Annotated in this window: 27 protein-coding genes; 15 read left to right on the top strand and 12 right to left on the bottom strand. The window is 66.3% G+C overall.

What is annotated here, in order from left to right:
• Positions 1 to 32: 32 nt before the first annotated feature.
• The 3 genes from J2848_RS26900 to elbB form a co-directional block, all read right to left on the bottom strand.
• Entirely contained in the window at positions 33 to 257 is a 225-nt protein-coding gene (locus tag J2848_RS26900) for a hypothetical protein (protein ID WP_149229760.1), read from the bottom strand.
• Positions 258 to 406: 149 nt separating this feature from the next.
• Complete coding sequence (locus J2848_RS26895; RefSeq protein WP_149229761.1) at positions 407 to 976, bottom strand: hypothetical protein; 570 nt, start codon at positions 974 to 976, stop codon at positions 407 to 409.
• Between the two features lie 135 nt (positions 977 to 1111).
• Positions 1112 to 1780, bottom strand: a complete 669-nt coding sequence (elbB, locus tag J2848_RS26890; RefSeq protein ID WP_149229762.1) for an isoprenoid biosynthesis glyoxalase ElbB — start codon at positions 1778 to 1780, stop codon at positions 1112 to 1114.
• A gap of 192 nt (positions 1781 to 1972) precedes the next feature.
• Here elbB and gltX point away from each other — a divergent pair, with 192 nt between their 5' ends.
• The 3 genes from gltX to J2848_RS26875 all read left to right on the top strand — a co-directional run bounded on the left by gltX (position 1973) and on the right by J2848_RS26875 (position 5351).
• Positions 1973 to 3316 carry a glutamate--tRNA ligase gene (gene gltX / locus J2848_RS26885; RefSeq protein WP_149229763.1) on the top strand — a complete coding sequence of 448 codons (1344 nt, stop codon included), beginning with the start codon at positions 1973 to 1975 and terminating at the stop codon, positions 3314 to 3316.
• Between the two features lie 28 nt (positions 3317 to 3344).
• The gene (cysS, locus tag J2848_RS26880; protein WP_149229764.1) at positions 3345 to 4721 is read left to right on the top strand and encodes a cysteine--tRNA ligase; all 1377 of its coding nucleotides are present in this window, start codon (positions 3345 to 3347) and stop codon (positions 4719 to 4721) included.
• Between the two features lie 189 nt (positions 4722 to 4910).
• Positions 4911 to 5351, top strand: coding sequence for a DoxX family protein (locus J2848_RS26875; RefSeq protein WP_149229765.1), 441 nt, complete (start codon positions 4911 to 4913; stop codon positions 5349 to 5351).
• A gap of 24 nt (positions 5352 to 5375) precedes the next feature.
• Here J2848_RS26875 and J2848_RS26870 read toward each other — a convergent pair whose 3' ends face one another.
• A complete protein-coding gene (locus J2848_RS26870; RefSeq protein WP_170306941.1) occupies positions 5376 to 6113 on the bottom strand; it encodes a DUF1223 domain-containing protein in 738 nt (245 codons plus the stop codon).
• Between the two features lie 178 nt (positions 6114 to 6291).
• On the opposite strand from J2848_RS26870, the gene J2848_RS26865 reads away from it, so the two are divergent.
• From J2848_RS26865 to J2848_RS26835, 7 genes are all read left to right on the top strand, one after another.
• Positions 6292 to 7662: a TldD/PmbA family protein gene (locus J2848_RS26865; protein WP_149229767.1), complete on the top strand. Its 1371-nt coding sequence runs from the start codon at positions 6292 to 6294 to the stop codon at positions 7660 to 7662.
• Between the two features lie 225 nt (positions 7663 to 7887).
• Positions 7888 to 9114, top strand: coding sequence for an ammonium transporter (locus J2848_RS26860; protein ID WP_149229768.1), 1227 nt, complete (start codon positions 7888 to 7890; stop codon positions 9112 to 9114).
• A gap of 112 nt (positions 9115 to 9226) precedes the next feature.
• Positions 9227 to 9916: a phosphoribosylformylglycinamidine synthase subunit PurQ gene (purQ, locus tag J2848_RS26855; protein ID WP_149229769.1), complete on the top strand. Its 690-nt coding sequence runs from the start codon at positions 9227 to 9229 to the stop codon at positions 9914 to 9916.
• Complete coding sequence (gene purL / locus J2848_RS26850; protein WP_149229770.1) at positions 9913 to 12150, top strand: phosphoribosylformylglycinamidine synthase subunit PurL; 2238 nt, start codon at positions 9913 to 9915, stop codon at positions 12148 to 12150. Before purQ ends, purL begins: the two co-directional genes overlap by 4 nt.
• Before the next feature lie 181 nt (positions 12151 to 12331).
• On the top strand, positions 12332 to 13156 hold the full coding sequence (locus J2848_RS26845; protein ID WP_149229771.1) for an MBL fold metallo-hydrolase: 825 nt from the start codon (positions 12332 to 12334) through the stop codon (positions 13154 to 13156).
• Between the two features lie 22 nt (positions 13157 to 13178).
• Entirely contained in the window at positions 13179 to 14414 is a 1236-nt protein-coding gene (locus J2848_RS26840; protein WP_149229772.1) for an SLC13 family permease, read from the top strand.
• A 130-nt stretch (positions 14415 to 14544) separates the two neighbouring features.
• Positions 14545 to 15765 carry an HD-GYP domain-containing protein gene (locus tag J2848_RS26835; RefSeq protein ID WP_246193661.1) on the top strand — a complete coding sequence of 407 codons (1221 nt, stop codon included), beginning with the start codon at positions 14545 to 14547 and terminating at the stop codon, positions 15763 to 15765.
• Positions 15766 to 15825: 60 nt separating this feature from the next.
• Here J2848_RS26835 and J2848_RS26830 read toward each other — a convergent pair whose 3' ends face one another.
• The 3 genes from J2848_RS26830 to J2848_RS26820 form a co-directional block, all read right to left on the bottom strand.
• Entirely contained in the window at positions 15826 to 16365 is a 540-nt protein-coding gene (locus J2848_RS26830; protein WP_149229774.1) for a DedA family protein, read from the bottom strand.
• A 224-nt stretch (positions 16366 to 16589) separates the two neighbouring features.
• Positions 16590 to 17048 (bottom strand): hypothetical protein, encoded by a 459-nt coding sequence (locus J2848_RS26825; protein WP_149229775.1) that lies wholly within the window; start codon positions 17046 to 17048, stop codon positions 16590 to 16592.
• A gap of 133 nt (positions 17049 to 17181) precedes the next feature.
• Positions 17182 to 17616 (bottom strand): putative toxin-antitoxin system toxin component, PIN family, encoded by a 435-nt coding sequence (locus J2848_RS26820; RefSeq protein WP_246193663.1) that lies wholly within the window; start codon positions 17614 to 17616, stop codon positions 17182 to 17184.
• Positions 17617 to 17807: 191 nt separating this feature from the next.
• On the opposite strand from J2848_RS26820, the gene J2848_RS26815 reads away from it, so the two are divergent.
• Together J2848_RS26815 and J2848_RS26810 are read left to right on the top strand one after the other, a co-directional pair.
• On the top strand, positions 17808 to 18167 hold the full coding sequence (locus J2848_RS26815) for a response regulator (RefSeq protein WP_149229777.1): 360 nt from the start codon (positions 17808 to 17810) through the stop codon (positions 18165 to 18167).
• A 5-nt stretch (positions 18168 to 18172) separates the two neighbouring features.
• On the top strand, positions 18173 to 18826 hold the full coding sequence (locus tag J2848_RS26810; RefSeq protein WP_149229778.1) for a chemotaxis protein: 654 nt from the start codon (positions 18173 to 18175) through the stop codon (positions 18824 to 18826).
• A 31-nt stretch (positions 18827 to 18857) separates the two neighbouring features.
• On the opposite strand, the gene glyS is transcribed toward J2848_RS26810, so the two are convergent.
• The 4 genes from glyS to J2848_RS26790 all read right to left on the bottom strand — a co-directional run bounded on the left by glyS (position 18858) and on the right by J2848_RS26790 (position 22872).
• Positions 18858 to 20945 carry a glycine--tRNA ligase subunit beta gene (gene glyS, locus J2848_RS26805; RefSeq protein WP_149229779.1) on the bottom strand — a complete coding sequence of 696 codons (2088 nt, stop codon included), beginning with the start codon at positions 20943 to 20945 and terminating at the stop codon, positions 18858 to 18860.
• Positions 20946 to 20949: 4 nt separating this feature from the next.
• Positions 20950 to 21846 carry a glycine--tRNA ligase subunit alpha gene (locus tag J2848_RS26800; RefSeq protein ID WP_149229780.1) on the bottom strand — a complete coding sequence of 299 codons (897 nt, stop codon included), beginning with the start codon at positions 21844 to 21846 and terminating at the stop codon, positions 20950 to 20952.
• A 116-nt stretch (positions 21847 to 21962) separates the two neighbouring features.
• Entirely contained in the window at positions 21963 to 22277 is a 315-nt protein-coding gene (locus J2848_RS26795; protein ID WP_246193729.1) for a hypothetical protein, read from the bottom strand.
• Positions 22278 to 22422: 145 nt separating this feature from the next.
• Positions 22423 to 22872 (bottom strand): hypothetical protein, encoded by a 450-nt coding sequence (locus J2848_RS26790; RefSeq protein ID WP_149229782.1) that lies wholly within the window; start codon positions 22870 to 22872, stop codon positions 22423 to 22425.
• Between the two features lie 339 nt (positions 22873 to 23211).
• Between J2848_RS26790 and J2848_RS26785 the strand changes: the two genes are divergently transcribed.
• The gene (locus tag J2848_RS26785) at positions 23212 to 23784 is read left to right on the top strand and encodes a GNAT family N-acetyltransferase (protein WP_149229783.1); all 573 of its coding nucleotides are present in this window, start codon (positions 23212 to 23214) and stop codon (positions 23782 to 23784) included.
• Positions 23785 to 23912: 128 nt separating this feature from the next.
• A complete protein-coding gene (locus J2848_RS26780) occupies positions 23913 to 24437 on the top strand; it encodes a hypothetical protein (protein WP_149229784.1) in 525 nt (174 codons plus the stop codon).
• Between the two features lie 304 nt (positions 24438 to 24741).
• Here the strand turns inward: J2848_RS26780 and J2848_RS26775 are convergent, their stop codons facing one another.
• Positions 24742 to 25119 (bottom strand): hypothetical protein, encoded by a 378-nt coding sequence (locus J2848_RS26775; protein WP_170306942.1) that lies wholly within the window; start codon positions 25117 to 25119, stop codon positions 24742 to 24744.
• Between J2848_RS26775 and J2848_RS26770 the strand changes: the two genes are divergently transcribed.
• The coding region (locus tag J2848_RS26770) for a hypothetical protein (protein WP_253568751.1) at positions 25118 to 25364 on the top strand (247 nt) is incomplete at its 3' end. The genes J2848_RS26775 and J2848_RS26770 overlap by 2 nt on opposite strands.

Raw genomic sequence — 25364 nt, 5'->3', positions numbered from 1 at the left:
CCCTTCACGCCCGTTTCGACGTCCCGCAGACGTCAGCCGCGGGTCAGCTTGATGATCGTAGCGATCATGCCGAAGGTCCACAGCACGGCCGGCAGAACCACCCAGGTGGGATGAAAGATGATCGCCAGCGGCATGATGAAGATCAGCAGCATGGCGGGGAAGACGAAGAGGGGCGAATTTCCCCAGTTGCTCAGCAACCCGGCCGGGTTCTCGTCGGCACCGAAACATGTATCGGCGGTAACCGCTTGATCCGTCATCTCTATCACCCAAAGTTTTTTGTGGTTGTTCCCTGTCCCGCAGTGCAGCAGGACAGGGGTTCATACGCCACGATGCTTTGGATGACCAGAGTGCGGCCTTGGCCGCTGCTTTCGACTTTGGTCGAATGGTAGGGGCGGAAAGTCGGGGTCTACGCGGCCTCGGTCAGCGCCAGCTGCGGTCGGCGCAGGCTGGACTGAATGGTGAAGGGCGCGCGGACGCCGCCATTGAACAGCTCGGCGCATTCCAGGGCCTTCAGCACGCGCTCTTCCGGCGGCTCGCCGATGGTGGAGGCGAGCGAACCCAGCGCATAGTCCGACCCGCAGCCGATGGCGTGGTAGCCGCGCACCGCCTCGCCAACCTGATAGTCGGACTGCACGGTGAACAGCCGGCCTTCCAGCCCGACCATGAAGGTGCCGCCGGTTTCCACATCGTTGGAGCGGTGGGCATAGCCGCCGTCCTTCAGACAGTTGCGCACGGCATCGACAAAGTCGACGACCATGTAGCGGAACAGGTCGGCATCATGGTCGCGCGGCGGGACCTCCAGCCGGTAATGCAGCAGCTGGCCCATCCGGAAAGAGCTGGTGAAGCCAATCAGGCTGTCGCCGTTGCGGAACACCTTGGTGTCGGCGCGGACGGTGATGTCCAGGCCGTTCACCCCGGCGCTATCGCCGCCCATCCACACCCGGTCGCCGTCCACCAATCCCACAATGCAGGTCATCGCCAGCCCTCGCCTGGAAAAAAGAAACCGAGGCAAAGGGTGTGGGAAGGCGGTTAACGAATTATTGCCCAGCTTTGTGACATTGCAGATGACAAAGGAGGTATCTCTACCCCCTTCGTCGTTCGTTTCTCTTGGTTACTTCGCCAAGCCGACCAGAGCCTTGACCGTATTCTCCGTTCCTTCGGCGATCTGGGCCAGAGTGGCGTCCAGCATGTAGCAGGGGGAGGTGACGACCTTCAGCCCCTGGTCGACGATGATTTCGCCGTGGGTGGTGGTGCGGTGGACGGCGCCCATCGACTCCAGTGCGGCGGCGGTACCGGGGTCGTTGCCGATGGTCAGTTCCACCCCCTGCTGGCCCAGGATCTTGGCGAGTATGGCCGGGGCGATGCACAGCGCGCCGATCGGCTTGCCGGCCGCACGCATGGCGGCCACGGCCGCCACGACCTGCGGGTTGACCGAGCAGTCGGCCCCTTTGAAGGCGAAGTCGCTGAGGTTCTTGGCGGCGCCGAAGCCGCCGGGGAAGATCAGCGCATCGACATCGCCGGCCGAGAATTCACTGAGCGCGGTGATCTTGCCGCGGGCGATGCGCGCCGACTCGACCAGAACGTTGCGGCTCTCGCCGGTCTCCTGGCCGCTCAGGTGGTTTACGACATGGGCCTGCGGAATGTCGGGGGCGTAGCACACCGCCACTGCGCCCACCTTGGCGATGGCCAGCAGGGTGCAGACCGCTTCATGGATTTCCGCACCGTCATACACGCCGCAGCCCGACAGCACGACGCCGATGCGCAAGCTCTTGTCCGCCATAGGATGTCTCCGAGATTGATTTTGCCGCCAAGCTAACGCAGGCCGTTTCCCGCGCCTACCATGGCAACGGACGCAGGGAGCAACCTGTTGCCCGGCCTGTTGCCCGGATGCATCGGTCGCGGACCGCTTTCGGAAGGCGCGCCGGCCGTGCTAGGACTGCCCGCCTGTCCCGTCCGCAACCCGAGTCCTGCCATGTCCACCGCCGTCCGTTTCGCTCCCAGCCCGACCGGCCGTATCCATGTCGGCAATGTGCGCCTCGCGCTCGTCAACTGGCTGTTCGCGCGCAAGACCGGCGGAAGCTTCATGTTCCGGCTGGACGACACCGACGAGGAGCGCTCCACCCAGGAGTTTGCCGACGCCATCGCCACCGATCTCACTTGGCTGGGCCTGACCTGGGATCGTTTCGCCCGCGAAAGCGACCGCTATCCGCGCTATGACGAGGCGGCTGCCGCGCTGAAGGCCGCCGGGCGCCTTTATCCCTGCTACGAGACGCCGGAGGAGCTGAACCTCAAGCGCGCCAGTCTGGTGTCGCAGGGTCGTCCGCCGATTTATGACCGCGCCGCCCTGCGCCTGACCGACGAAGACCGCGCCCGGCTGGAAGGGGAGGGCCGCAAGCCCCACTGGCGCTTCAAGCTGAACCCGACTCCGGTGGAATGGATCGACCTCGTCCGCGGACCGGTGCGCTTCGAGGGCACGGCGCTGAGCGACCCGGTGCTGATCCGAGAGGATGGCCGGCCGCTCTACACCCTGACCAGCGTGGTCGACGACGCTGACTTCGCCATCACCCACATCATCCGCGGCGAGGACCATGTCGCCAACACCGCGGTGCAGATTCAGATCTTCGAAGCGTTGGATGCTGTGGTGCCGGACTTCGCCCATCTGCCGCTGCTGACCGATGCCGGCGGGCAGGGGCTGTCGAAGCGGCTGGGCAGCCTGTCGGTCGGCAGCCTGCGCGACGAGGACGGTATCGAGCCGATGGCGGTCAACAGCCTGCTGGCGAAGCTCGGCACCTCCGACCCGATCGAGGCGCGGCTGACGCTTGACGAGCTGGTGGCGGAGTTTGACCTGTCGAAGGTCGCCCGCGGTACGCCGAAGTTCGATCCTGAGGAATTGGTCCGCCTGAACGCCCGCATCCTGCACCTGACGCCGTTCGATGCCGTGACGTCGCGGCTGGAGGCGCTGGGCCTGAGCGGCGCCGATGCCGTCTTCTGGGAAGCGGTTCGGCCCAATCTGGCGCGGCTGAGCGATGCGCGGGAGTGGTGGGCGGTGACCCATGCGCCGGTGCCCCCCGTGGTGGAAGATGCCGGGTTCCTGGCCCAGGCGGCGGCGCTGCTGCCCGACGAACCGTGGGACCTCGGCACCTGGGGCGCCTGGACCAATGCGGTGAAGGGGGCGACGGGCCGCAAGGGCAAGGAGCTGTTCCTTCCTCTGCGCCGGGCGCTGACCGGGCGCGACCATGGACCGGAATTGAAGAACCTGCTACCCCTGATCGGACGGGCGCGCAGCCTGCGGCGACTCGCCGGTGAAACCGCCTGAAACCTTTCTTTATCCAGGAGTTCGGACCGTGCCGTTGGACCTCTACAACACGCTGACCCGCCGTAAGGAGCGCTTCGAGCCGCTTCGCCCGGACCATGTCGGCATGTATGTCTGTGGTCCGACCGTCTACGACACCGCCCATATCGGCAACGCCCGGCCGGTGGTGGTGTTCGACCTGCTGTTCCGGCTGCTGTCGCGGCTCTATCCGGCGGTGACCTATGTCCGCAACATCACCGATGTGGACGACAAGATCATCGACCGCGCGCGGGACAGCGGCGAGCCGATCGACGCGCTGACCGCGCGCACCACCGACCTGTTCCATGCCGACATGGACGCGCTGAACGCGCTACGTCCCACCATCGAGCCGCGGGCGACCCAGCATATCGGCCAGATGATCGCGCTGATCGCCACGCTGATCGAACGCGGCAACGCCTATGCGGCGGAGGGGCACGTGCTGTTCTCCGTGCCGTCGATGCCGAGCTATGGCCAGCTGTCCCGCCGCTCGCTGGAGGACATGATCGCCGGCGCGCGGGTCGAGGTGGCGCCCTACAAGCGCGATGCCTCCGATTTCGTGCTGTGGAAGCCCAGCAGCCCGGACCAGCCCGGCTGGGACAGCCCGTGGGGCCGTGGCCGTCCGGGCTGGCACATTGAATGCTCCGCCATGGCAAAGGAGCATCTCGGCGCCACCTTCGACATCCATGGTGGCGGGCTGGACCTGATCTTCCCGCACCATGAGAACGAGATTGCGCAGAGCTGCTGCGCCAACGGCACCGACCGGCTGGCCCGGACCTGGGTCCATAACGGCTTCGTGACGGTCGAAGGCGAGAAGATGTCGAAATCCCTCGGCAACTTCTTCACCGTGCACGACCTGCTGGACGAGTTCCCGGGCGAGGCGATCCGGCTGACCCTGCTGAGCGCGCATTACCGCCAGCCGCTGGACTTCACCCGCGAGGGCATCCGACAGGCCAAGGGCGCGCTGGACCGCTGGTATCAGGCTCTGCGCGGCGAGCCGGCGGCGATGCCGGCGGAACTGCCGTTCGATGTGCTGGCGGCGCTGGAGGACGACCTGAACAGCCCGCTGGCCATCGCCCATCTGCACGAACTGGCGACCGCGGTGAACAAGGCCAAGAGCGATGCCGAGAAAGCGGCGGCCAAGGGTGCGCTGCTGGCGGCCGGGCAGCAGCTCGGCCTGCTGCAGCAGGACCCTGAGATGTGGTTCCGCTGGACCCCGACTGGCGGTGCCGAGCGGCTGAGCGATGCCGATGTCGAACAGCTGATCGCCGATCGCAAGGCTGCCCGCGCGGCGAAGAACTTTGCCGAGGCCGACCGCATCCGCAAGGAACTGGCCGACAAGGGCATCGTCCTGGAAGACGGCCCGCAGGGCACGACCTGGAAGCGCGGGTGAACTGGTAAGGGTCCCCCTCTCCCGCCCTCGGAGAGGGGGCCATTCCTCCGTATTGTCCCTTTCCCCGCAACAAACATTCGCTAGCTCCGCTGATTATCTCTCTCGTTGCTCCGGGTAATCTCCTCTTCAGACAAAACGCGGCCCACCCAGAGCTTTGGGGCGGCCACCCTGATCAAGGAGATCCTGACCATGATCGACAATCGCACCGCCCCCTATGCCGCCTTCCTGCTGCGCGTCGGCCTCGGCCTGCTGTTTCTGGCCCATGGCCTTGTGCTGAAGGTGCTGACCTTCACCATTCCCGGCACCGTTGGTTACTTCGAGAGCATCGGCTATCCCGGCTTCTTCGCCTATCTCGTGATCCTGGGTGAGATCGGCGGCGGGCTGCTGCTGATCGCTGGCGTCTATACCCGCTGGATCGCGCTGGCTCTGCTGCCGATCATGATCGGTGCCACGCTCCAGCATGTCGGCAATGGCTGGGTGTTCAATTCGCAGGGTGGCGGTTGGGAGTTCCCGGCCTTCTGGACGGTCCTGCTGGTCGTGCAGTCGCTGCTGGGTGACGGCGCCTTCGCGCTGAAGGTTCCGGCGCTGGGTGGTGGTTCGCGTAGCGCGGTGCTGGCCCAGCGCGGCTGACATGGTCGGTCGAAAGCGTGGCTTTCAGGGAGCGGCCCCCAGACGGGCTGCTCCCAACACGCCTGTCCGGAAGGGGCCGCCGGCTTCTTCGCTCAGTACCAGTGCGTAACCGCGGCCTTCCCGCGGCTCCGGAAGAGGATGGCTGATGTCCACCGCCTCGCCGGACCAGAGCCCCCAATCCTCGACCACGGCCACGACGTTGGTGTTGAGAAGCCGGCGGCCGGAGTTCTCACCGGCTCGGATATCGATGCGGTGCTCGCGGTCATAACCGAACAGGGTAAGACGACCGGACAGGCCTGGTCTCGCCGGGATGACCAGCCGTGCCGATCCGTCGCCGCGCGCTTCCAGGGTGAACGGTACGGCTCCTCCGTCGCGCCGGTGCCGATCGATCAGGGCGGTGACGGCGGAGCGGTCCGATCCCACCGCCTGATCGCGACCGTCGACCACCATTTGCGGCGTATAGACGTAGGGCAGGGCGAAGGCGTCGCGATAGTCCCGCTGGCGGCGGGTGTTCCAGCCCGAGGCGTAGGGATCGCGCCAGCCCAGCCGGTCCCAGTAATCGACGTGGAAGGACAGGGCGATCACGTCGTCGCGGCCGGACAGCTCCTTCAGGAAGGCGTCGGCGGGCGGGCAGGACGAGCAGCCTTGCGAGGTGAACAGTTCGACCAGCACCGGAGCGCCGGCAGCGGTGGCCTCGGAAGCCCGGGCCGGCCGGCCGATCACCGGCAGGGCAAGCAGGGCGGCGGCCAGGATCGGGAGCATGCGTGGTGTCATGGCGTCACGCTACACCCGCTTCGTCCCGCCGGCGGTTCACATTCCCGCGACCCGTTCGTGAGCGGCTGGCAGACCGTCGGCCGGATCCGTGGGGTGGATTTCCTCTTCCCCGTTCCGCGTCGCCGTCCCATTTGCTAGACAGAAGGAAGACCAACCGGAGAGCCTGATGACCGTTTCGCCGAACGACCAGCACCGGACGGATCCGTCCGGGGTCCTGAACCTGCTGGACGACCTGATCGTCAAGGCGCGCGCCGCCGGTGCGGATGCCGCCGATGCCGTGCTGTTCGACAGCGCGTCCGTGTCCCTCGCCCACCGGCTGGGCAAGACCGAGAAGTTGGAGCGGTCCGAATCCGGCGATCTCGGCCTGCGGGTGTTCGTCGGCAAGCGACAGGCCATCGTCTCCTCCACCGACCGCAGTGCCAAGGCGCTGGACGAACTGGTCGAGCGTGCCATTGCCATGGCCCGTGTGGTGCCGGAGGACGGCTTCGCCGGCATCGCCGATCCCGAGCAGCTGGCCCGCAGCTGGCCCGACCTTGACATTTGCGATGCTGAGGAACCGTCGTCGGAAACGCTGATCGAGCGTGCGCGAATCGCTGAAGAGGCGGCGCTGGCGGTCCAGGGCGTCACCAACTCCGAAGGCGGCGATGCCGGCTGGAGCCGCTCGACCATCGCGATCGCTGCGTCCAACGGCTTCGCCGGCTGCTATGGCGTGTCGCGCCAGTCGCTGTCGGCCTCCGTCCTGGCCGGGACCGGCACGGGGATGGAGCGCGACTACGATTATGACAGCAAGGTCTATGGCGCCGACCTGCGCGATCCCGCCGAGATCGGCCGCGAGGCCGGCGAGCGCGCCGTCCGCCGCCTGAACCCGCGCCGGGTCAAGAGCTGCAAAGTGCCGGTGGTGTTCGATCCGCGGGTGTCGCGCGGCCTGCTCGGCCACCTGACCGGCGCCATCAGCGGTCCCAGCATCGCCCGCGGCACCAGCTTCCTGAAGGACAGGATGGGGCAGCAGATCTTCGCGCCTTCCATCACCATCGTCGACGACCCGCATGTGAAGCGCGGCCTGCGATCCCGCCCCTTCGATGCCGAGGGCGTCGAAGTGTCGCGGCGCACATTGATCGAGGACGGCGTGCTGACGACGTGGCTGCTCGACCTGCGGTCAGCGCGGCAACTCGGCCTGACGACCACCGGCCACGCCGCCCGCGGCACCTCCGGCCCGCCCGGCCCGGCTCCGGCCAATGTCTATATGGCCGCCGGCAAGCGCAGCCGCACCGACATGCTGGCGGAGATCAAGGACGGCTTCTACGTCACCGACCTGATGGGCATGGGGGTCAACGGCGTCACCGGTGATTACAGCCGCGGTGCCGGCGGTTTCTGGATCGAAAACGGCCAGATTACTTATCCCGTCAACGAGATCACCATCGCCGGCAACCTCAAGGACATGTTCCTGAACATGGAGGCCGCCGACGACCTGGAGCTGCGCTTCGGCATGGATGCGCCGACCGTGCGCATCGACGGCATGACCATCGCCGGACTTTAGGCACCAGCCTCAGGCTGCATAGGGTGGAGGCATCTCCGCCCATCTCTTCATCAGTTGGCATCGTTCTTGCGCGGACAGCGGGCAACCCAAAGCGGGTTCGCCCGCTTTTTGTGCTGCATTTCCGCCACTCTGCCTGTCTAAACGTCAGCTGGGCCCTTGCGTATATTTGCCTGATCTGTTAGCAGTCTGCCGCTTTTTTAAGCGAAATGCTAAAGGTTTGTGCAAATGGATGCGGCAAAGACGGGTGGCGACGTCCTTTTCGTGCTGATGGGCGCGGTTATGGTGCTGGCGATGCATTGCGGCTTCGCCCTGCTGGAGGTCGGGACGGTCCGGCGCAAGAATCAGGTCAACGCGCTGGTGAAGATCCTGTCGGACTTCGCCATGTCGACCATCGCCTATTTCTTCGTCGGCTATGCGGTGGCTTACGGCATCGATTTCTTTGCCGACGCCCACACGCTGGTCGGCAAGGGAAGCGGCGGCTTTGCGGCCTATGGCTACGACCTCGTGAAGTTCTTCTTCCTGGCGACCTTCGCCGCGGCGGTGCCGGCCATCGTGTCGGGCGGCATCGCCGAGCGCGCCAAGTTCTGGCCGCAGGCCGGCGCCACCCTGGCGCTGATCGCGCTGTTCTATCCGTTGCTGGAAGGCACGGTGTGGGGCACCCGCTTCGGGTTGCAGAGCTGGATGGCGGCGACCTTCGGCCAGCCCTTCCATGATTTCGCCGGTTCGGTGGTGGTGCATGCCTTCGGCGGCTGGGTGGCGCTGGGGGCCGTGCTGAATCTCGGCAACCGCCGCGGCCGCTACCGCCCCAACGGCTCGCTGATCGCCATTCCGCCGTCGAACATCCCCTTCCTGGCGCTGGGCGCCTGGGTGCTCTGCGTCGGCTGGTTCGGCTTCAACGTGATGAGCGCCCAAGTGCTGGACGGCGTGACCGGGCTGGTCGCGTTGAATTCGCTGATGGCGATGGTCGGCGGCATTGTCACCTCGCTGGTCATCAGCCGCACCGATCCGGGCTTCGTCCACAACGGCGCGCTGGCCGGTCTGGTGGCGGTCTGCGCCGGGTCCGACGTGATGCATCCACTGGGCGCGCTGATCACCGGCGGCATCGCCGGGCTGCTGTTCGTCTGGGCCTTCAACAAGTGCCAGATCGACTGGAAAATCGACGACGTGCTGGGCGTCTGGCCGCTGCATGGGCTGTGCGGCCTGAGCGGCGGCCTGCTGGCCGGTGTGTTCGGGCAGGAGGCGCTGGGCGGGTTGGGCGGCGTGTCGATCCTCAGCCAGCTCGTCGGTACGCTGGGCGGCGCCGGCTTCGGCTTTGCCGCCGGTCTGGCGGTCTACGGCCTGCTGCGTATCACCGTCGGGATCCGCCTCGATCCTGAACAGGAGTACAAGGGCGCCGACCTGTCGTTGCACCACATCACCGCCTACCCGGAAGAGGATGCGCCCGGCATGTAATGCGCCGCGCACAACTCCGCCGCCCTTTGGCCGACTCTTGCTTTGCCGGGGCGGCGGCTTTAGTGTCCGGCGCGAACTCCTCCCCCTCACGACGCCGGATTTTGACCGCCCCATGAAGGCCGCCATCGTCGTTTTCCCCGGCTCCAACCGCGAACGCGACGCCGTCGCCGCGCTGGAGGCCGTCAGCGGGACCAAGCCGCATCTGGTCTGGCACCGCGACACCGAACTGCCCAAGGTCGACCTGATCGTCGTGCCCGGCGGCTTCTCCTATGGCGATTACCTGCGCTCCGGCGCCATGGCGGCGCATTCGCCGATCATGCGCGAGGTGAAGGCGCGGGCCGATCAGGGCGTCCGCGTCCTCGGCGTCTGCAACGGCTTCCAGATCATCACCGAGGCCGGTCTGCTGCCCGGCGCGCTGATGCGCAACGGCGCGCTGAAGTTCGTCTGCCGTGTCCAGCATCTGCGGGTGGAGAACACCGACAGCCCCTTTACCAAGAGATACGCGAAGGGCCAGATCGTGCGTTTCCCGGTTGCCCATGGCGACGGCAACTACTGGACCGACGCGGAGACGGTGAAGCGGCTGGACGGCGAGGGCCAGGTCGCCTTCCGCTATGTCGGCGACGAGGCCAGGGCCGACCCGCGCGGCAACCCGAACGGCTCGGTGTCCGACATCGCCGGCATCTTCAACGCCAAGCGCACCGTGCTGGGCCTGATGCCGCACCCCGAGGACGCGGTGGAGGCCCTGCACGGCAACACCGACGGCAAGCCCATGTTCGAAGGTCTGGTGGAGGCCCTGTCGTGAGCGCTGAAGCTACCAAGGCGCAGGAGCGTCCGGTCACCGCCGAACTCGCCAAGGAGTTCGGCCTGTCCGCCGAGGAATACCGGAACGCCCTGGACATCCTAGGCCGCACCCCGACCTTCACCGAGCTGGGCATCATTTCGGTGATGTGGTCGGAGCACTGCTCCTACAAGTCGTCCAAGGTGTGGCTGAAGACGCTGCCGACCACCGGCCCGCAGGTGATCTGCGGCCCCGGCGAGAATGCCGGCGTGGTCGACATCGGTGACGGCGACGCCGTCATCTTCAAGATGGAGAGCCACAACCACCCGTCCTACATCGAGCCCTACCAGGGGGCTGCGACGGGCGTGGGCGGCATCCTGCGCGACGTGTTCACCATGGGCGCCCGTCCCATCGCCAACATGAACGCGCTGCGCTTCGGTTCGCCCGATCATCCCAAGACCCGCCATCTGGTGTCGGGCGTGGTCGCCGGCATCGGCGGCTACGGCAACTGCGTCGGCGTGCCGACGGTGGGCGGCGAGACCAACTTCCACCCGGCCTACAACGGCAACATCCTGGTCAACGCCATGACCGTGGGTGTCGCCAAGACCGACAAGATCTTCTATTCGGCCGCTGCCGGCATCGGCAATCCGGTCGTCTATGTCGGCTCCAAGACCGGCCGCGACGGCATCCACGGCGCGACCATGGCCTCGGCCGAATTCACCGAGGATTCGGAGGAGAAGCGCCCGACCGTGCAGGTCGGCGACCCCTTCACCGAGAAGCTGCTGATCGAAGCCTGCCTGGAACTGATGGAGACGGACGCCATCGTCGCCATCCAGGACATGGGTGCCGCCGGCCTGACCTCCTCCTCGGTCGAGATGGCCGGCAAGGGCGGCCTGGGCATCGAGCTGACGCTCGACACCCTGCCGATGCGCGAGCAGGCGATGACGCCCTACGAGATCATGCTCTCCGAAAGCCAGGAGCGCATGCTGATCATCCTGAAGCCCGGCCGCGAGGAGGTGGCGAAGGCCATCTTCGACAAGTGGGAGCTGGACTTCGCCGTCATCGGCCACCTGACCGACACCGGCAATCTCGTCATCAAGATGTATGGCGAGACCTGGTGCGACATGCCGATCGCCCCGGTGTCCAACGCCGCCCCGGAGTACAACCGCCCGTGGGAGCCGACGCCGAAGGCGTCCGATCTCGACGACAGCGTGTTCAACGGCTATTCCGAGGAACTGGGCGACACGCTGACCAAGCTGTTCGGCTGCCCCGATCTGGCGTCCAAGCGCTGGATCTGGGAACAGTATGACAGCCTCGTCGGCGGCGACACCCGCTTCATGTCGGGTCAGGCCGACGCCGCGGTCGTCCGCGTGCCGGGCCAGACCAAGGCGGTCGCCATCACCACCGACTGCACCCCGCGCTACTGCCTCGCCGATCCGGTCGAGGGTGGCAAGCAGGCCGTGGCTGAGGCGTGGCGCAACCTGTCGGCGGTGGGCGCCCTGCCGCTCGCCATCACCGACAACATGAACTTCGGCAACCCCGAGAAGCCGCGGATCATGGGCCAGTTCGTCGGTGCCGTCCAAGGCATCGGCGAGGCCTGCAAGGCGTTGGACTTCCCGGTCGTGTCGGGTAACGTCTCGCTCTACAACGAGACGAATGGCGAGGCGATCCTGCCGACCCCGGCCATCGGCGGCGTCGGCATCATGCCGGACGCGATGATCGCCGTCGGCATCGCCTTCCGAGGTGAAGGCGACGTGATCCTCGCGGTGGGCGACACGGCAAATCCCTATGGGGGCCATATCGGCCAGTCGATCTTCCTGCGCGAGATCCTCGGCCGGGAAGAGGGGGCGCCCCCGCCGGTCGATCTGGCGGTGGAGCGCCGCAACGGCGACTTCGTCCGCGGCCTGATCCGCGAAGGTCTGGTTGTGTCGAGCCACGACGTGGCCGACGGCGGCCTGATCGTCACCATCGCCGAGATGGCGCTGGCCGGTGGCGTCGGCGCCTATCTGACCGGCTTCGACGGCCAGCATGTCCGCGTGCTGTTCGGCGAGGACCAGGGCCGTTACGTCCTGGCCGTCCGTCCGGACGTCGCCGCGACCGTGCAGGAGAAGGCCGAGGCTGCCGGCGTTCCGGTCAGCGTGCTGGGCGAGACCCGCGGCACTTCGCTGTCGGGCCGTGGCGGCGAGATCGTCTCGCTGAAGCGCCTGCGCGAGGCCAATGAAGGCTGGCTGCCGAACTACATGGCCGCCGAGCTGTAAAAAAAGCCTGGCAATAACAAAACCGACGGGGCTGCTTCGGATGAAGCGGCCCCGTTCGTTTTTTCCGGATGGGAAGCGGCATCCATCCGGCATCCTCTATCGTGTACATACTGGGGATTCGCGCTAAACTCGCCGCTCCAAGGGGTTGGGTCGGCGTATGAATGCGCCGGGAGGCAGGGGAATGGGGTTTTCAGTCACCTTTTGGGGCGTGCGCGGCACAATTCCCTGCCCGATGGCCTCGCATCTGGGTTTCGGCGGCAACACCTCCTGCGTCGAAGTGCAGGCGGGCAAGCAGCGGATCATCATCGATGCCGGCACGGGACTAAGGATGCTGGGGCGCAAGCTTCTGGCCGAAGGGGTGACCAGCGCCACGCTGCTGTTGAGCCATACCCATCTGGACCACATCAGCGGCTTTCCCTTCTTTGCGCCGGCCTACACCAAGGGCTTCGGCCTTCGTGTCATCTCCGGCCATCTCACCGGCAGTCCGGATATCGAATCGGTGATGGCGCGCCAGATGGAACGGCCGCTATTCCCGGTGCCGCTGCGCACCATGGGCGGCGACCTGAGCTTCCTTGAGGTGCCGCCCGGCCACAGCTTCAAGCTGGAGGGCGGGGTCCGCATCCACACCGCGGCGCTGAACCATCCTGATGGCGCCACCGGGTACCGGATCGAGTATCAGGGGCGGTCGGTCGCCTATGTCACCGATACCGAACATGTGCCGGACCAACCCGACCGCAACATCCTGAACCTTGTCGATGGAGTGGATTTGCTGCTCTACGACTCGACCTACACCGACGAGGAATGGGTGCAGCGGATCGGCTGGGGACATTCCACCTGGATGGAGGCGGTGCGGATCGCCTGTGCGGCCCATGTGAAGACGCTGGGCCTGTTCCACCACGATCCCGACCACGATGACGCGACGATGGAGCGAATCGAGGCGGCGGCCAAGGCAAAGTTTCCAAACTGCTTTGCCGCGCGCGAGGGAACCACCATCTCCCTCGACTGACATTTCCTGCGCATCGGGCATTATGACCGCAACCATCCTGATTCTGTTCGCCGCCACCTATCTGGGCATGGCGCTGGGCGGCTTTCCCGGCCTGCGCATCGACCGTACCGGCATCGCGCTGGTCGCGGCGATCCTGCTGCTGGCGACCGGGGCGCTCGATACCGCCGCTGCCGTGTCGGCGATCGATTTCCCGACGATCTTCATCCTGCTGGGGCTGATGATCCTGTCGGCGCAATATGCCGGCAGCGGCTTCTACGACTGGTGCGCGCTGAAGGTGGCGCAGGCGGCGAAGTCGCCGGCGCGGCTTCTGGCGGTGATCGTCCTGGTCGCCGGCGGGTTGTCGGCAATTCTGGCCAACGACGTGGTCGTCTTCGCGATGACGCCGATGCTGTGCCTGGGTTTGCAGGCGCGCAAGCTGGACCCGCGGCCCTACCTGATCGGGCTGGCCGGAGCCGCCAATGCCGGGTCGGCGGCGACGATGATCGGCAATCCGCAGAACATCCTGATCGGGCAGGTCGGGCATCTCGATTTCTGGCGCTTTCTGGCGGTGTGCGGCGGCCCGGCGCTGGCCGCCATGGTCATCGCCTATGTCACCGTCTGGCTGGTCTGGCGCGGCCGCTTCGGCATGCCGGAGGAGGGGCATGAGGAAGCCGGCCAAGTGGCGCCGAGGCTCGACCGCTGGCAGTTGGGCAAGGCGGTGGCGGCGACGCTGGTTCTGCTGGTGCTGTTCACCCGCGACATCCCGCAGGAACATGCGGTGCTGCTGATCGCAGGCATCATGATGGTCAGCCGCCGCATGGCCAGCCGCGACATGCTGGGCATGGTCGACTGGCATCTTCTGGTGCTGTTCGCAGCACTCTTCGCCATCAACCATGCGCTGGGGATGACCGGCATCCCGGCGGCTCTGGTCGACGACCTGCGGGCGGCGGGCTGGCTCCCCGACCGTCTGGCGGTGATGCTGCCGCTGTCGCTCGCCGGCAGCAACAGCATCGGCAACGTCCCGGCGGTGATCCTGCTGCTGGCCGCCTGGCCGTCGCCGCCGGAAGGTGCGCTCTATGGTCTGGCGCTGCTGTCGACCCTGGCCGGCAACCTGCTGCTGCCGGGCAGTCTCGCCAACATCATCGTGGCGGAGCGGGCCGCGGCGGCCGGGGTCAAGCTGGGCTTCGTCGAGCATGCCCGCTGCGGCGTGCCGATGGCGCTGCTGTCGATGGCGGTGGCGGCGGTCTGGCTGTGGGCCGGCGGCTGGATGGGGCTGTGACTTGTGCTTGTGACTTGGAGGCTGTGATCTGCACGTGATTTTCGGGACCGCAAGCCTCTTCTGCCGGGTGCGACAAATGGGTTAATCTGTTCGGAGCGCGGTTGTCTGTGCGCCGGGGTGGGGGAGCGCTGTGGGTTTGGTCGGCCAGTTTCTTGAGTTTATCGAAAGTGCCCCGAACCAATCGCTGCGTTCGCTGAGCGACCGGGTGCTGCGCAAATGCCGCGAGCTGACGGGTGCCGAAGCCGGCACGATCTTCATGCTGCGCGGGCAGGGGCGGCACCGGCATCTTGAGGCGGTCAGTGCCCAGAACGACGTGATCCGCGCCAAGCCGACGCTGTTTTCGGTGCCGGTCAGCCAGACCTCCATCGTCGGCTATGTCGCGGCGACCGGCGAGACCCTGCTGTTGGAGGACGCCTACGCCATACCGGCGGACCGGCCCTACAGCTTCAACTCTGCCTTCGACCAGCGCACCGGCTTCCGCACCCGCTCCATCATGGCTTTCGCCTTGAAGGGCTTCCGCGACCGGCCGGTCGGCGTGGTGCAGCTGATCAACCGCCGCCCGGTGGAGGGACCGCCAGCCTTCCTGCCCGATCACGAGCAGATGATCGCGCCGGTCAACCACATCGTCGGCCGTGCCCTGGAACGCGCCGCGACGCTGGAGCGGCTGACAGAGCGCAACCGCGCCCTGACCAAGGAGCGCCGCCGCGTCGCCGAGCTTCAGGTGGAGACGGAGCGCGCCTTCATGGTCTCGGTCAACCTGCTGGCCCGCGCCGCCGAGGTGCATGACGAGGACACCGGCAACCACATCCTGCGCGTCAACGAATATTCCTATGCGCTGGCGACCTGGGCTGGTTGCAGCCGCGCCTTTTGCCAGGAGATCCGCTTTTCCGCCGCCCTGCACGATGTCGGGAAGATGAGCGTCGATCAGGCGGTTCTGCACAAGAAGGGCCGGCTCGACGACCGCGAACTGGCGGAGATGCAGCGCCATCCGGTCTACGGCCACGACATCCTGGTCGCATCGGACCGGCTGAAGATGGCCGCCGAGATCGCGCTGTACCATCATGAGCAATGGGCTGGTACCGGCTACCCCCATGGTCTGAAGGGGGAGGAAATCCCGCTGGCCGCCCGTATCGTCGCCATCGCCGACTGCTATGACGCGCTGCGCAGCGCCCGGCCCTACAAGCCGTCATTCAGCCATGAGAAGACGGTCGACATCCTGCTGAATGGTGACGATCGCCTGGACCCGACGGTCCATTTCGACCCGCGCCTGCTGACGCTGTTCGCCAGCCGCCATGCGGAGTTCGACGAGATCTGGGAGCGGCTGAAGGATCAGGAGAAGCTGGAGACCTGAGGGCGAAGCAGCAGGGGCGGGGGGCAGATCAGCCCCCGCTCCTGCCTCTCAGGTGTAGCGTCACTCCGCTGGGTTGGCCGCGGCGAGTGCGCGGCGGCGGACCCAGCGGATGCTCTTGATGGCGATCCACAGGCCGCCGATGGCAAGGCCGGTCAGTAGCAGGATCTTCGGGCCGTCCTCGCCAATCGCGGCGGCAGCCTCACCGAACAGGTAACCTGCGCCGGCAAAGCTCCAGGCCCAGATGCCGGCGGCAATGAAGTTCCAGAACAGGAAACGGGACCACGGCATGCCCGAGGTGCCGATGGCAACAGACGCGATGTTCCGCACACCATAGAGGAAGCGGAAAACCAGGATGAAAGCGACGCCGTACTTCTCAAGCCAGCGCAGGACACGGCAGGCGTGGACATCGGCGGAGGGGAAACGGGCCAGCGCCTTCTTGCCCCAGCGGCGGCCCAGCCAGAACCAGACCTGATCGCCCAGGAAGCTGCCGATCCACACCGATCCGACCAGCCAATAGAGATTGATGATGCCAAGTTTGGCGCCCATCCCGCCGAAGATTACAAATGTTTCACCTTCAAAAAAGGCCCAGATAAAGGCCATCGGGTAAAAGGCGTTCCCCCATTCCTGCAACCATGTAATCCAGTCCAAAGCTCCCTCCGGGAGACGTCGCATGTGGGTTCGGCGAGCCCGGGGGCGCTTTAAAGCCGCTTTATTGTGCGATGCGGCATGTAGAGCGTGGGCTGGAAAGGATCATGACATAAAGCTGCGTCGTTTGTCTCGGAAACTTTATTGACTAAGGGACGGCCCCAGCAGTGAGACGCCGCTCAGAAATCCTCGCCCGAAAGTTCTCCCACCGCCTGCCGCGCAGCGCGCAGAAGGGCAGGGTTCGGTTCCATCGGCATATCTCCGTCCTCGCCGTCGGCATCGCCGGAGTCGGGGACGGCGCGGCGTTTCAGTTCGCGCGCCGCCTCGATCAGCAGATGGGCCAGCCGCTGGTCGGGCAGGGCCTGCACCAGCGCCCGTAGTTCCGGGTTCGACAGCGCCGCCGGGTGGAAGGCCGGCGGGGGAGGGGGAGGAGTCGGGGGGGCGAGCGGAAGGGTCGCGACATTCGCGGCCGTCGCCGCCGCCCTGGGCAGGGGGGCAGCCTCCCGCACCACATCCACCGCGACCTGGGCGGCCATGGTCGAGGGCGTGGAACCCGTCGCGGCAGCCCGCGCCCGGCGCGGCTTGCGTGCCGGTTCGCTTTCCGGAAGGTCGTCGAACAGAAGCCGTTGGACGCTCATCGCTGCAGATGCCCCCTGCGCTCCATCAATGCCGCCAGCGCTGAGGCGGCCAATCCCCGTTCACTCGCGGTTTGCGATGTGTTCTCTTTTCATTCTAGAAAGAGCGTCTGATTTGTCGAGGGGATTCTGTGGGCTATGCCTCAGGACCATGCTGGACGGCCACCGCCTCCAGGAACCGTTCGGGCCGAAGCACCCGCGTCGTGCCGGCTTTTCGCACCGACAGAAGCTGGCGATCGACGGTCACCAGCCAGGGCACCGAGCCGCCGACGGCCGCCGCCAGGAACATGTCGTCCTCCGGATCGCGGCACAGCCGACCGACCGTCGCCGGGGCGACCAGCGTCGTCTCGGCCCTGATCCGCTCCAGGAAGGCGCGGCGATCGGCCGCGGCGGCATAGCGGTCGAAGGTCGGGCGCATCAGCACCTCCTCCAGCTCCGCCAGTGTTTCACCGCTGCCGACAAGGCCGCGATCCGCGTGCACCCGCTCCACGCAACGGCGGATAGCGTCGTGGCGCCGGGCGACGGTACTTCCCAGCAGCGCATAGGCCACCAGGATGTTGGTGTCGAGCACGGCACGAACCGGTTCATGAACAGGATGGTGAATCGCGTCCGCGGTGTTGTCGGGGCTGAGCATTGATATATTGCAGGGCCGTGGCGGTTGAAGTTGTCGGACATGATGCGAAGCGTCTGTTGTGGGCAGAGGCGCTTTGCGGTAAGAAGCCGGCAAGCTGTAAACGGATTCTTTAGGACGGAAGTATCGGCATGACCAGCATTCTCGTCGTCGACGACAGCCGACTTGCGCGCAACATGGTCTCCAGCGTCATTGCCTCCCTGCGGTCCGACTGGACCATCGTCACCGCGGCAAGCGGCGAAGAGGCGCTGGAGATCATCGGCGAGGTGCCGCCGGTCGCCGCCATCGTCGACTACAACATGCCGGGCATGGACGGGCTGGCACTGGCTGAACGGCTGAAGGAGCGGTTCTCCGGCCTGCCGATCGGCCTGCTGACCGCCAATGTCCAGGACACGCTGAAGCGCAAGGCCGAGGCGCTGGGCATCCGCTTCATCGCCAAGCCGATCACCTCGGACAAGATCCGCGACTTCCTCGCCGCAGCCGGGCAGTGACGGCAATGGCCACATCCGGAGCCTCCGGGTCCGAACCCGTTCCATCGTCGGACGACACGCTCCGCCTCGATGCCGACGAGGCCGATGCCATCGCCGAGCTGTTCAACATCGGCATGGGCGAACCGGCCGCCGCCCTCAGCTCCATGCTGGGCGAGGAGGTGCATCTGTCGGTGCCGTCCTTCGCCGTATCGACCCGCGCCCGCATCACCAGCGAGGTCGGCGACGATCTGGAGGGCGACCAGCCGGTCTGTGCCGTGCGCGGCGCCTTCACCGGCCCGTTCACCGGCGAAGCGATGCTGATCTTTCCCGAACGCGGCACGCTGGCGCTGGTCGGTCGTCTCGTCCCCGTTGACCCCGCCGCCGAAGCGCCGGGCGAGATGGAACAGGACGCGCTGACCGAGATCGGCAACATCATCCTGAACGGCTGCCTCGCCAGCCTGTCCAACCTGATCGGCGGCGAGCTGTCGGGTGCGGTTCCGGGCTATGGCGCCGGCATGCCAGCGGCGGTGATCGGGTCCGGCACCGACCCGGTGCTGTTCGTGCGCATCGACATGGCGTTGGCGGCCGGCGATGCCAGCGGACACGCGCTGTTCCTGCTGGACATCGCGTCGCTCGATGCCTTCCGCGAAGCGATCCGGCGGGCGTTGGCGGGATTGTAGAAAAGGGGGGCGCGAACGCCCCCCAACCGCATCACCCTTCGATCTTCGAGAAGTCGGCCACCGCGTTCAGCGTCGTGCGGATCTGCGTTAGCAGGCGCAGGCGGTTGGCGCGCAGGTCCTTGTCCTCCGCGTTCACCGTGACCTTGTCGAAGAAGGCGTCCACCGGCCAACGTAGCGTGGCAAGCGCCGCCATGGCGCCAGTGAAGTCTTCCGCAGCCAATCGGGGAGCAGCATCGGCCAATGCGCCTTTAAGGGCTACGTATAGTGCCTTTTCCTCGTCCTGAACCAATCCGGTTTCGTTGACTGCCTGATCAAAGGCCGCGCTGTCCTTCTTCTCCTCAATGCGGACGATGTTGGAGGCGCGTTTGTAGGCCGCCAGCAGATTGGTGCCCTCAATTGAACCGACGAACGCCTGCAATGCCTTCACGCGGGCCAGCAACCGGACCAGATCGTCCTCGCCGCCGAGTGCGAACACCGCATCGACCAAATCGTGGCGGACGCCCTGCTCGCGCAACACCACCTTCAGGCGGTCGGCGAAGAAGGACATCAGATCGCCGCCGACATTGCCGGCCGGCGCGAAGCCGCTGACCTTGTAGGCGCCGTGGGCCGCCGCGAAGACTTCCCCCAGCTTCACCCGCAGCCCGTTTTCCAGCACCAGTCGGATCACGCCCAACGCCGCGCGGCGCAGAGCATAGGGATCCTTCGAGCCCGTCGGCTTCTCGTCGATGGCGAAGAAACCGACCAGCGTGTCGATCTTGTCGGCCAGCGCCACTGCTACTGAAACCGCCGCGGTCGGGCAGGTATCCGACGGTCCAAGCGGCTTGTAATGGTCGGCGATGGCGTTGGCGACGTCGGCGCTCTCACCCTGGCCCAGAGCATAGTAGCGGCCCATGATCCCCTGGACCTCGGGGAACTCGCCGACAACCTCGGTCACCAGATCGGCCTTGCAGAGCAGGGCGGCGCGGCTGGCGGCGTCGGCGTCGGCACCGATGGCGCGGGCGATCTCGGCGGCCAGTGCCTGCACGCGGGTGACCTTTTCGGCCACCGTGCCCAGTTTGGCGTGGAAGGTGATCTTCTCCAGCGCCGGGACGCGGGCTTCCAGCTTGGTCTTGCGGTCCTGGTCCCAGAAGAACTTGGCGTCGGACAGGCGGGCGCGCAGCACGCGCTCGTTGCCGGCGACCACGGCCTTGCCGCCGTCCAGCGTCTCGGTGTTCGCCACGACGATGAAGCGCGGGGCCATCCGGCCCTCGGCGTCCAGCGCGGCGAAATACTTCTGGTGGGTGCGCATGGAGGTGATCAGCACCTCCGATGGCACGTCCATGAAGCTCTCGTCGATGCTGCCCATCAGCACGACCGGCCATTCGACGAGGCCGGCGACCTCCTCCAGCAGCGCGTCGTCGGGCGACAGGGTCAGACTCTGCGCCTTGGTCAGCGCCTCGGCGTCGGCCTTGATCTTGGCCTTGCGTTCCTCGCGGTCGAGCACGACCTTGGCGGCGCGCAGCTTCTCCCGGTAGTCGGCGAAGCTTTCCACCGTGAAGGCGTCGGGCGCCAGGAAGCGGTGGCCGCGGGTGCTGTTGCCGAAGGCGATGCGGCCCTGGGTGCCGCCGATGTCGTAGCCGCCGTCGAGCACGCGTCCGCCGAACAGGGCGATGATCGAGTGCAGCGGACGGACCCAGCGCACGGTGCCGGTCCCCCAGCGCATCGACTTCGGCCAGGGCAGTTCGGCCATGGCGGCGGGAATGATCTCCGCCAGCACCTCGGCGGTCTCGCGGCCCTTCTTCTCGGTCACCGCGAAATAGAACACACCTTTGCCGGTATCGCGCTGCTCGCACCGGTCGAGGCTGTCCAGGCCGGCCGACTTGAGGAAGCCGGCGACCGCCTGCTCGGGCGAGCCGACGCGCGGACCCTTCTTCTCCTCGCGCACGTCGGCGGTGCGCTCCGGCAGTCCGTCGACCACCAGGGCCAGACGGCGCGGGGTGGAATGGGCGTCGGCCGTCGTGAAGGTCAGGCCGTTCGCCGCCAGCTTGTCGGTGACGAGGCGCTTCAGGTCGTCGGCTGCGCGCGCCTGCATGCGGGCGGGGATTTCTTCGGAGAAGAATTCGATCAGGAGTTCGGTCATGGGATTACTTCGCCCCCGTCCAGGCTTCGCAGCAGGCCTTGGCCAGCGCGCGCACGCGGCCGATATAGGCGGCGCGCTCGACAACGCTGATCACGCCGCGGGCGTCCAGCAGGTTGAACAGATGCGACGCCTTGATGCACTGGTCATAGGCGGGCAGCGCAAGGTTCTGCGCCACCAGCGCCTGGCACTCGGCCTCGGCGTCCTTGAAATGCTGGAGCAGCATGTCGGTGTTGGCGAACTCGAAATTGTGCTTCGAATATTCGACCTCGGCGCGTTTGAACACGTCGCCGTACTTCACGCCCTGGCCGTTGAAGTCCAGGTCGTAGACATTCTCCACGCCCTGCACATACATGGCGAGGCGCTCCAGGCCATAGGTCAGCTCGACGGCGACGGGGTCGCATTCGATGCCGCCGACCTGCTGGAAATAGGTGTACTGCGTCACTTCCATGCCGTCGCACCACACTTCCCAGCCCAGGCCCCAGGCGCCCAGCGTCGGGCTTTCCCAGTCGTCCTCGACGAAGCGGATGTCGTGCAGCGCCGGGTCGATGCCGATGGCGCGCAGGCTGTCCAGGTAAAGCTCCTGCGCGTTGGCCGGCGAGGGCTTCATGATGACCTGGTACTGGTAATAATGCTGAAGCCGGTTCGGGTTCTCACCATAGCGGCCGTCCTTCGGCCGGCGTGACGGCTGGACATAGGCCGCCTTCCAGGCATCGGGACCCAGCGCGCGCAGCGTGGTCGCCGGGTGGAAGGTGCCGGCGCCGACCTCCATGTCGTAGGGCTGCAGGATGACGCAACCCTGCTCCGACCAGAAGTGGTGGAGCTTGAGGATCAGGGCCTGGAACGACAGGCCGCGGCGGTCGGCGGAATTCCCGCCGTCGGAAGTCCCGATCTGGGAGGCCATGGACGGTCCACAATAAGAAATGTTGAAAACGCGCCGCACGATAGGCGGGTGGGGTCGTCAAATCAAGCCGCAGCGCGGAGCGCGGTCAAGCCGCAGCGCGGCGGCGGCCGTTGCGGTCAGCGTCCGTAGGGGCAGGCCGGACGGCCGCAGGACACGGCGGAGCGCGGGGCGACATAGGCGCCGCATTCCGGACATTTCTCCATGTCCTCCGCCTCCATGGTCGGGACGGAAGCGCCGGCGCTGCGCGACGACGTGCCGCCGGACGCGGCATCGCGCCGTCCGGACTGGTGGGGTCCGGACTGGTGGGGTCCGTCCTGGCGGCGTGCGGCATTGCGGCTGCGGCCGATCTCCTGCACGCGGTTGACCCAGCGCCAGCCGAACCACACCGCGCCGATCACCAGCGCCAGAAGAAGAATCTTGGACAAGGACATCATCGCCGGCAACCCGTCTGATCTCCCGGGCATTCAGCCCGCAGGCGACGGGAAGTCAAGGAAATAGACGGGAATGGCAAGGTGGCGGGACCGCCGCGAGAGCGTGGCCGCGGTCCCGCCGGCCAGATCGGGCTATTTGGCCCGTTTACTTGGCGGCGACGGCCGGGCGCCAGCTGTAGACCGGGACGACACCATAGGTGCGGGACATGTCGGCCTGCCGCACGCTGCGGACCAGGACTTCCGCCCCGGTAGCGACGCGAATGTCGGTGCCGAGCAGGCCGCAATCCTCCGCCACGACGTTAACGCACTGGGTGGCATCGACACGGCTCAGCACGATGTCGAAGGGCAGGCCGTTGCGGGCATAGACGCCGAGCAGGCCGGGCGCGGAGGTCGCCGTGCGCAGCGTCACCACGCCCGCCGGCAGCGCGCGGTCGCTTGCCGCGGTCGGGCGCTGGTTATGGCTCTCGTCCCACACGGGCTTGCCCGAGGAGTCCAGCTTGGACTGGGCTGCGGCACCGCCGCTGAAACCGGAGAGGGCCAAGGTTGTGCCGCTCACTGCCGCCAGGGCCAGAATCGCCATGCGAAACCGCGACATCGTCGTACTCCGTTCTTGTGTCCGTTCTTCTTGTCCTCCCGGTCGCGGGACCAGGAGATGCGCCACTATATGGGATGCCGGAGGCGCTGCCACCCTAGCCCAGAACGCCTAGGGAGTTCCGCTTAGTATGAAGGGGTAGTACCGACAGTTCGCTCTGGACGGAGGGCTGATGCCTGTGAATGATGATTCGTCCATGCGTTGTTTGTCGCGGAGTCGCTATGTGTTCTCGGTTGCCGTTTGCCGTCGATCTGCGCGTGACGCTCCGGTCCTTTCCGAAGGATGCCCCCGGTTTTGGTTTCCCGTCTCTGCGGCGGTCTTCGATTGATGTTGGTGGCGTCCATGGCTGAACCGATCCTGGAAACCGCGCGGCTGATCCTTCGGCCCACGCGCGCGGAGGATTTTGATGCCTGGGCCGCGATGATGACCGACGCTCAGGCGACTGTCTTCGTCGGTGGCTTGCAATCGCGTTCCGTGGCGTGGCGGGGATTCGTTGCTATGGCTGGTGCCTGGGCGATCCAGGGATTCGGCATGTTTTCGCTGATCGAGAAGGACAGCGGCCGATGGGTAGGGCGAGTCGGCCCATGGGTGCCGGAAGGCTGGCCGGTAACCGAGGTCGGCTGGGTTCTCCCGCGCGACTGCTGGGGGCGCGGTTACGCAATGGAGAGTGCCGTTGCGGCTATCGACTGGGTGTTCGAGCATCTTGGCTGGACCGAAGTCGTCCATTCGATCCATCCGGACAATACCGCCTCGCAGGCCGTGGCGCGCCGGCTCGGCTCCCGTATCCGCGGTTCGGGCCTTCTGCCCGAACCGATGGTTCCGCCCGAGGCCGATTTCTGGCGCCAGAGCCGGGAGGAATGGTTCGGTGGCGGTCGCGCTCAAGCGGTCCGGTCGCTGCAGAGTCGGGCATCCTGACCCATGGGCGTTGCGGTAGAAAAATTCGCGAGTCGCGCAATTTTTTTAGCTTGTTAGGGGCTGAAGCTTCACGGTACCGTCGTTATGCCCGCTGAAACTGGCCGGCATGAATGATGGAGGCGGTGGATATGTCCGACTCGACGGCACTCGATCTCTTGAAGTCTCTCGCTACCGACCATGGTTTTCGCAGCCAATTGCAATCTCTCGACGCACATGGGAAGCGTGCTCTTCTCCAGCGTTGCGGTTTCGGCACGCTGACGGCCTCCGACATGCGCACTGCTGCGGCAAGCGTCTTCGGCACGCAAGCCGCGGCTGCTCGGCCTGCCGCTTCAGGCATCGTGCCGACCGTAGGCGTGGTTACCACCGTTGCCGCCAGCGCTTCGGCGATCGAGACTGCGGAGGGGCGCGCCCTGGCACCGATGCATGTAGCCGCCAGCGCGTCGCTGATCGAGACGGTCGACGGCCGTGCGCTGGCGCCGATGCATGTGGCGGCGAGCGCTTCCGCGATCGAGACGGTTGACGGTCGTGCACTGGCATTCGTGCATGTTGCCGGCAGTGCGTCTGCGATCGAAACGGTTGATGGCCGTGTGATGGCGTCGCTCACGGCGAATTCGGCCCACGGCTTCACTTCTGCTCGCCAGAAGGCGGCCTGAACTCGGGAATGGTGAAGGACAGGCTGATTGGGGTTATTTGAACCGCTCCAATCAGCGTGTCTGTCTCGACTCTTCACTGCTAGGTTTGATTGATTAGAGCGCGCCGTTCCAGGGCTCTTGGAGGGCGCCGCGATTGTTTGTGTCTATCTGATTTGTGCCATTTCCAGGCAGGCATGCCGCCTGAACGCAGTGGCAGGTCCAACATTAAATTTATGTGTGATTTGTCCAAGGCGATCGAATTTTGGTAGAAACTGGCTCGATTGCCTATGCTATTGGTTTAGCTGTTGCTCAAAGATAGTAACAATCAAATTGGCAGACCGGTTGCAGGAGGGGCCAAATGGCCAGCGAACAGGCTCTTGACCTTATTAAGCGTCTCGCCACCGATGGCGGATTTCGGGATCAGTTGAACGCGTTGGACGTTGCCGGCAAGCAAGCGCTTCTTGCGCAAAGCGGTTTTGCCGGAGTGACGGCTGAGGATGTGCGCTCCGCGGCGGCGGAGGCATTCGGCAGCCTGTCGAACGAGACCGGCGCTGGAACAGTCGTCGAATCGATCGCGAGTGCAGCGTCGGCAGTCTCCCTGGCGGGCGCTCAGGCGCCCGCGTTTAGTGGCGCGGGCATGGCCGGGCACGCTGCGGCCGGCGCTCCGGCACCTGCGTTTGCTGGTGCGGGCATGGCCGGTCATGCGGCTGCCGGTGCTCCGGCACCTGCGTTTGCCGGTGCTGGCATGGCTGGGCACGCTGCTGCTGGTGCTCCGTCGCCTGCGTTTGCTGGTGCTGGCATGGCTGGGCACGCTGCGGCCGGCGCTCCGTCGCCTGCGTTTGCTGGTGCCGGTATGGCTGGGCACGCTGCGGCCGGCGCTCCGTCGCCTGCGTTTGCTGGTGCCGGTATGGCTGGGCACGCTGCGGCCGGCGCTCCGTCGCCTGCGTT

Source organism: Azospirillum lipoferum (assembly GCF_024170005.1).
In the GTDB taxonomy this organism is placed as follows: Bacteria; Pseudomonadota; Alphaproteobacteria; order Azospirillales; family Azospirillaceae; genus Azospirillum; species Azospirillum lipoferum.
The sequence above is the reverse complement of the archived record's forward strand: the minus strand, read 5'-3'. Positions and strand labels throughout refer to the sequence as shown.

Coding starts and splice junctions, on each gene's coding strand:
- J2848_RS26875 (WP_149229765.1), top strand. CDS start 4,911: ATGATCGACAATCGCACCGCCCCCTATGCCGCCTTCCTGCTGCGCGTC.
- J2848_RS26900 (WP_149229760.1), bottom strand. CDS start 257: ATGACGGATCAAGCGGTTACCGCCGATACATGTTTCGGTGCCGACGAG.
- J2848_RS26825 (WP_149229775.1), bottom strand. CDS start 17,048: ATGAGCGTCCAACGGCTTCTGTTCGACGACCTTCCGGAAAGCGAACCG.
- J2848_RS26860 (WP_149229768.1), top strand. CDS start 7,888: ATGGATGCGGCAAAGACGGGTGGCGACGTCCTTTTCGTGCTGATGGGC.
- purQ (WP_149229769.1), top strand. CDS start 9,227: ATGAAGGCCGCCATCGTCGTTTTCCCCGGCTCCAACCGCGAACGCGAC.
- J2848_RS26815 (WP_149229777.1), top strand. CDS start 17,808: ATGACCAGCATTCTCGTCGTCGACGACAGCCGACTTGCGCGCAACATG.
- J2848_RS26845 (WP_149229771.1), top strand. CDS start 12,332: ATGGGGTTTTCAGTCACCTTTTGGGGCGTGCGCGGCACAATTCCCTGC.
- gltX (WP_149229763.1), top strand. CDS start 1,973: ATGTCCACCGCCGTCCGTTTCGCTCCCAGCCCGACCGGCCGTATCCAT.
- J2848_RS26790 (WP_149229782.1), bottom strand. CDS start 22,872: ATGTCGCGGTTTCGCATGGCGATTCTGGCCCTGGCGGCAGTGAGCGGC.
- J2848_RS26830 (WP_149229774.1), bottom strand. CDS start 16,365: ATGGCCTTTATCTGGGCCTTTTTTGAAGGTGAAACATTTGTAATCTTC.
- elbB (WP_149229762.1), bottom strand. CDS start 1,780: ATGGCGGACAAGAGCTTGCGCATCGGCGTCGTGCTGTCGGGCTGCGGC.
- J2848_RS26810 (WP_149229778.1), top strand. CDS start 18,173: ATGGCCACATCCGGAGCCTCCGGGTCCGAACCCGTTCCATCGTCGGAC.
- J2848_RS26865 (WP_149229767.1), top strand. CDS start 6,292: ATGACCGTTTCGCCGAACGACCAGCACCGGACGGATCCGTCCGGGGTC.
- J2848_RS26780 (WP_149229784.1), top strand. CDS start 23,913: ATGTCCGACTCGACGGCACTCGATCTCTTGAAGTCTCTCGCTACCGAC.
- J2848_RS26895 (WP_149229761.1), bottom strand. CDS start 976: ATGACCTGCATTGTGGGATTGGTGGACGGCGACCGGGTGTGGATGGGC.
- glyS (WP_149229779.1), bottom strand. CDS start 20,945: ATGACCGAACTCCTGATCGAATTCTTCTCCGAAGAAATCCCCGCCCGC.
- J2848_RS26840 (WP_149229772.1), top strand. CDS start 13,179: ATGACCGCAACCATCCTGATTCTGTTCGCCGCCACCTATCTGGGCATG.
- J2848_RS26795 (WP_246193729.1), bottom strand. CDS start 22,277: ATGTCCTTGTCCAAGATTCTTCTTCTGGCGCTGGTGATCGGCGCGGTG.
- J2848_RS26800 (WP_149229780.1), bottom strand. CDS start 21,846: ATGGCCTCCCAGATCGGGACTTCCGACGGCGGGAATTCCGCCGACCGC.
- J2848_RS26870 (WP_170306941.1), bottom strand. CDS start 6,113: ATGCTCCCGATCCTGGCCGCCGCCCTGCTTGCCCTGCCGGTGATCGGC.
- J2848_RS26775 (WP_170306942.1), bottom strand. CDS start 25,119: ATGACCGGCCATGCCCGCACCAGCAAACGCAGGTGCCGGAGCGCCGGC.
- J2848_RS26785 (WP_149229783.1), top strand. CDS start 23,212: ATGGCTGAACCGATCCTGGAAACCGCGCGGCTGATCCTTCGGCCCACG.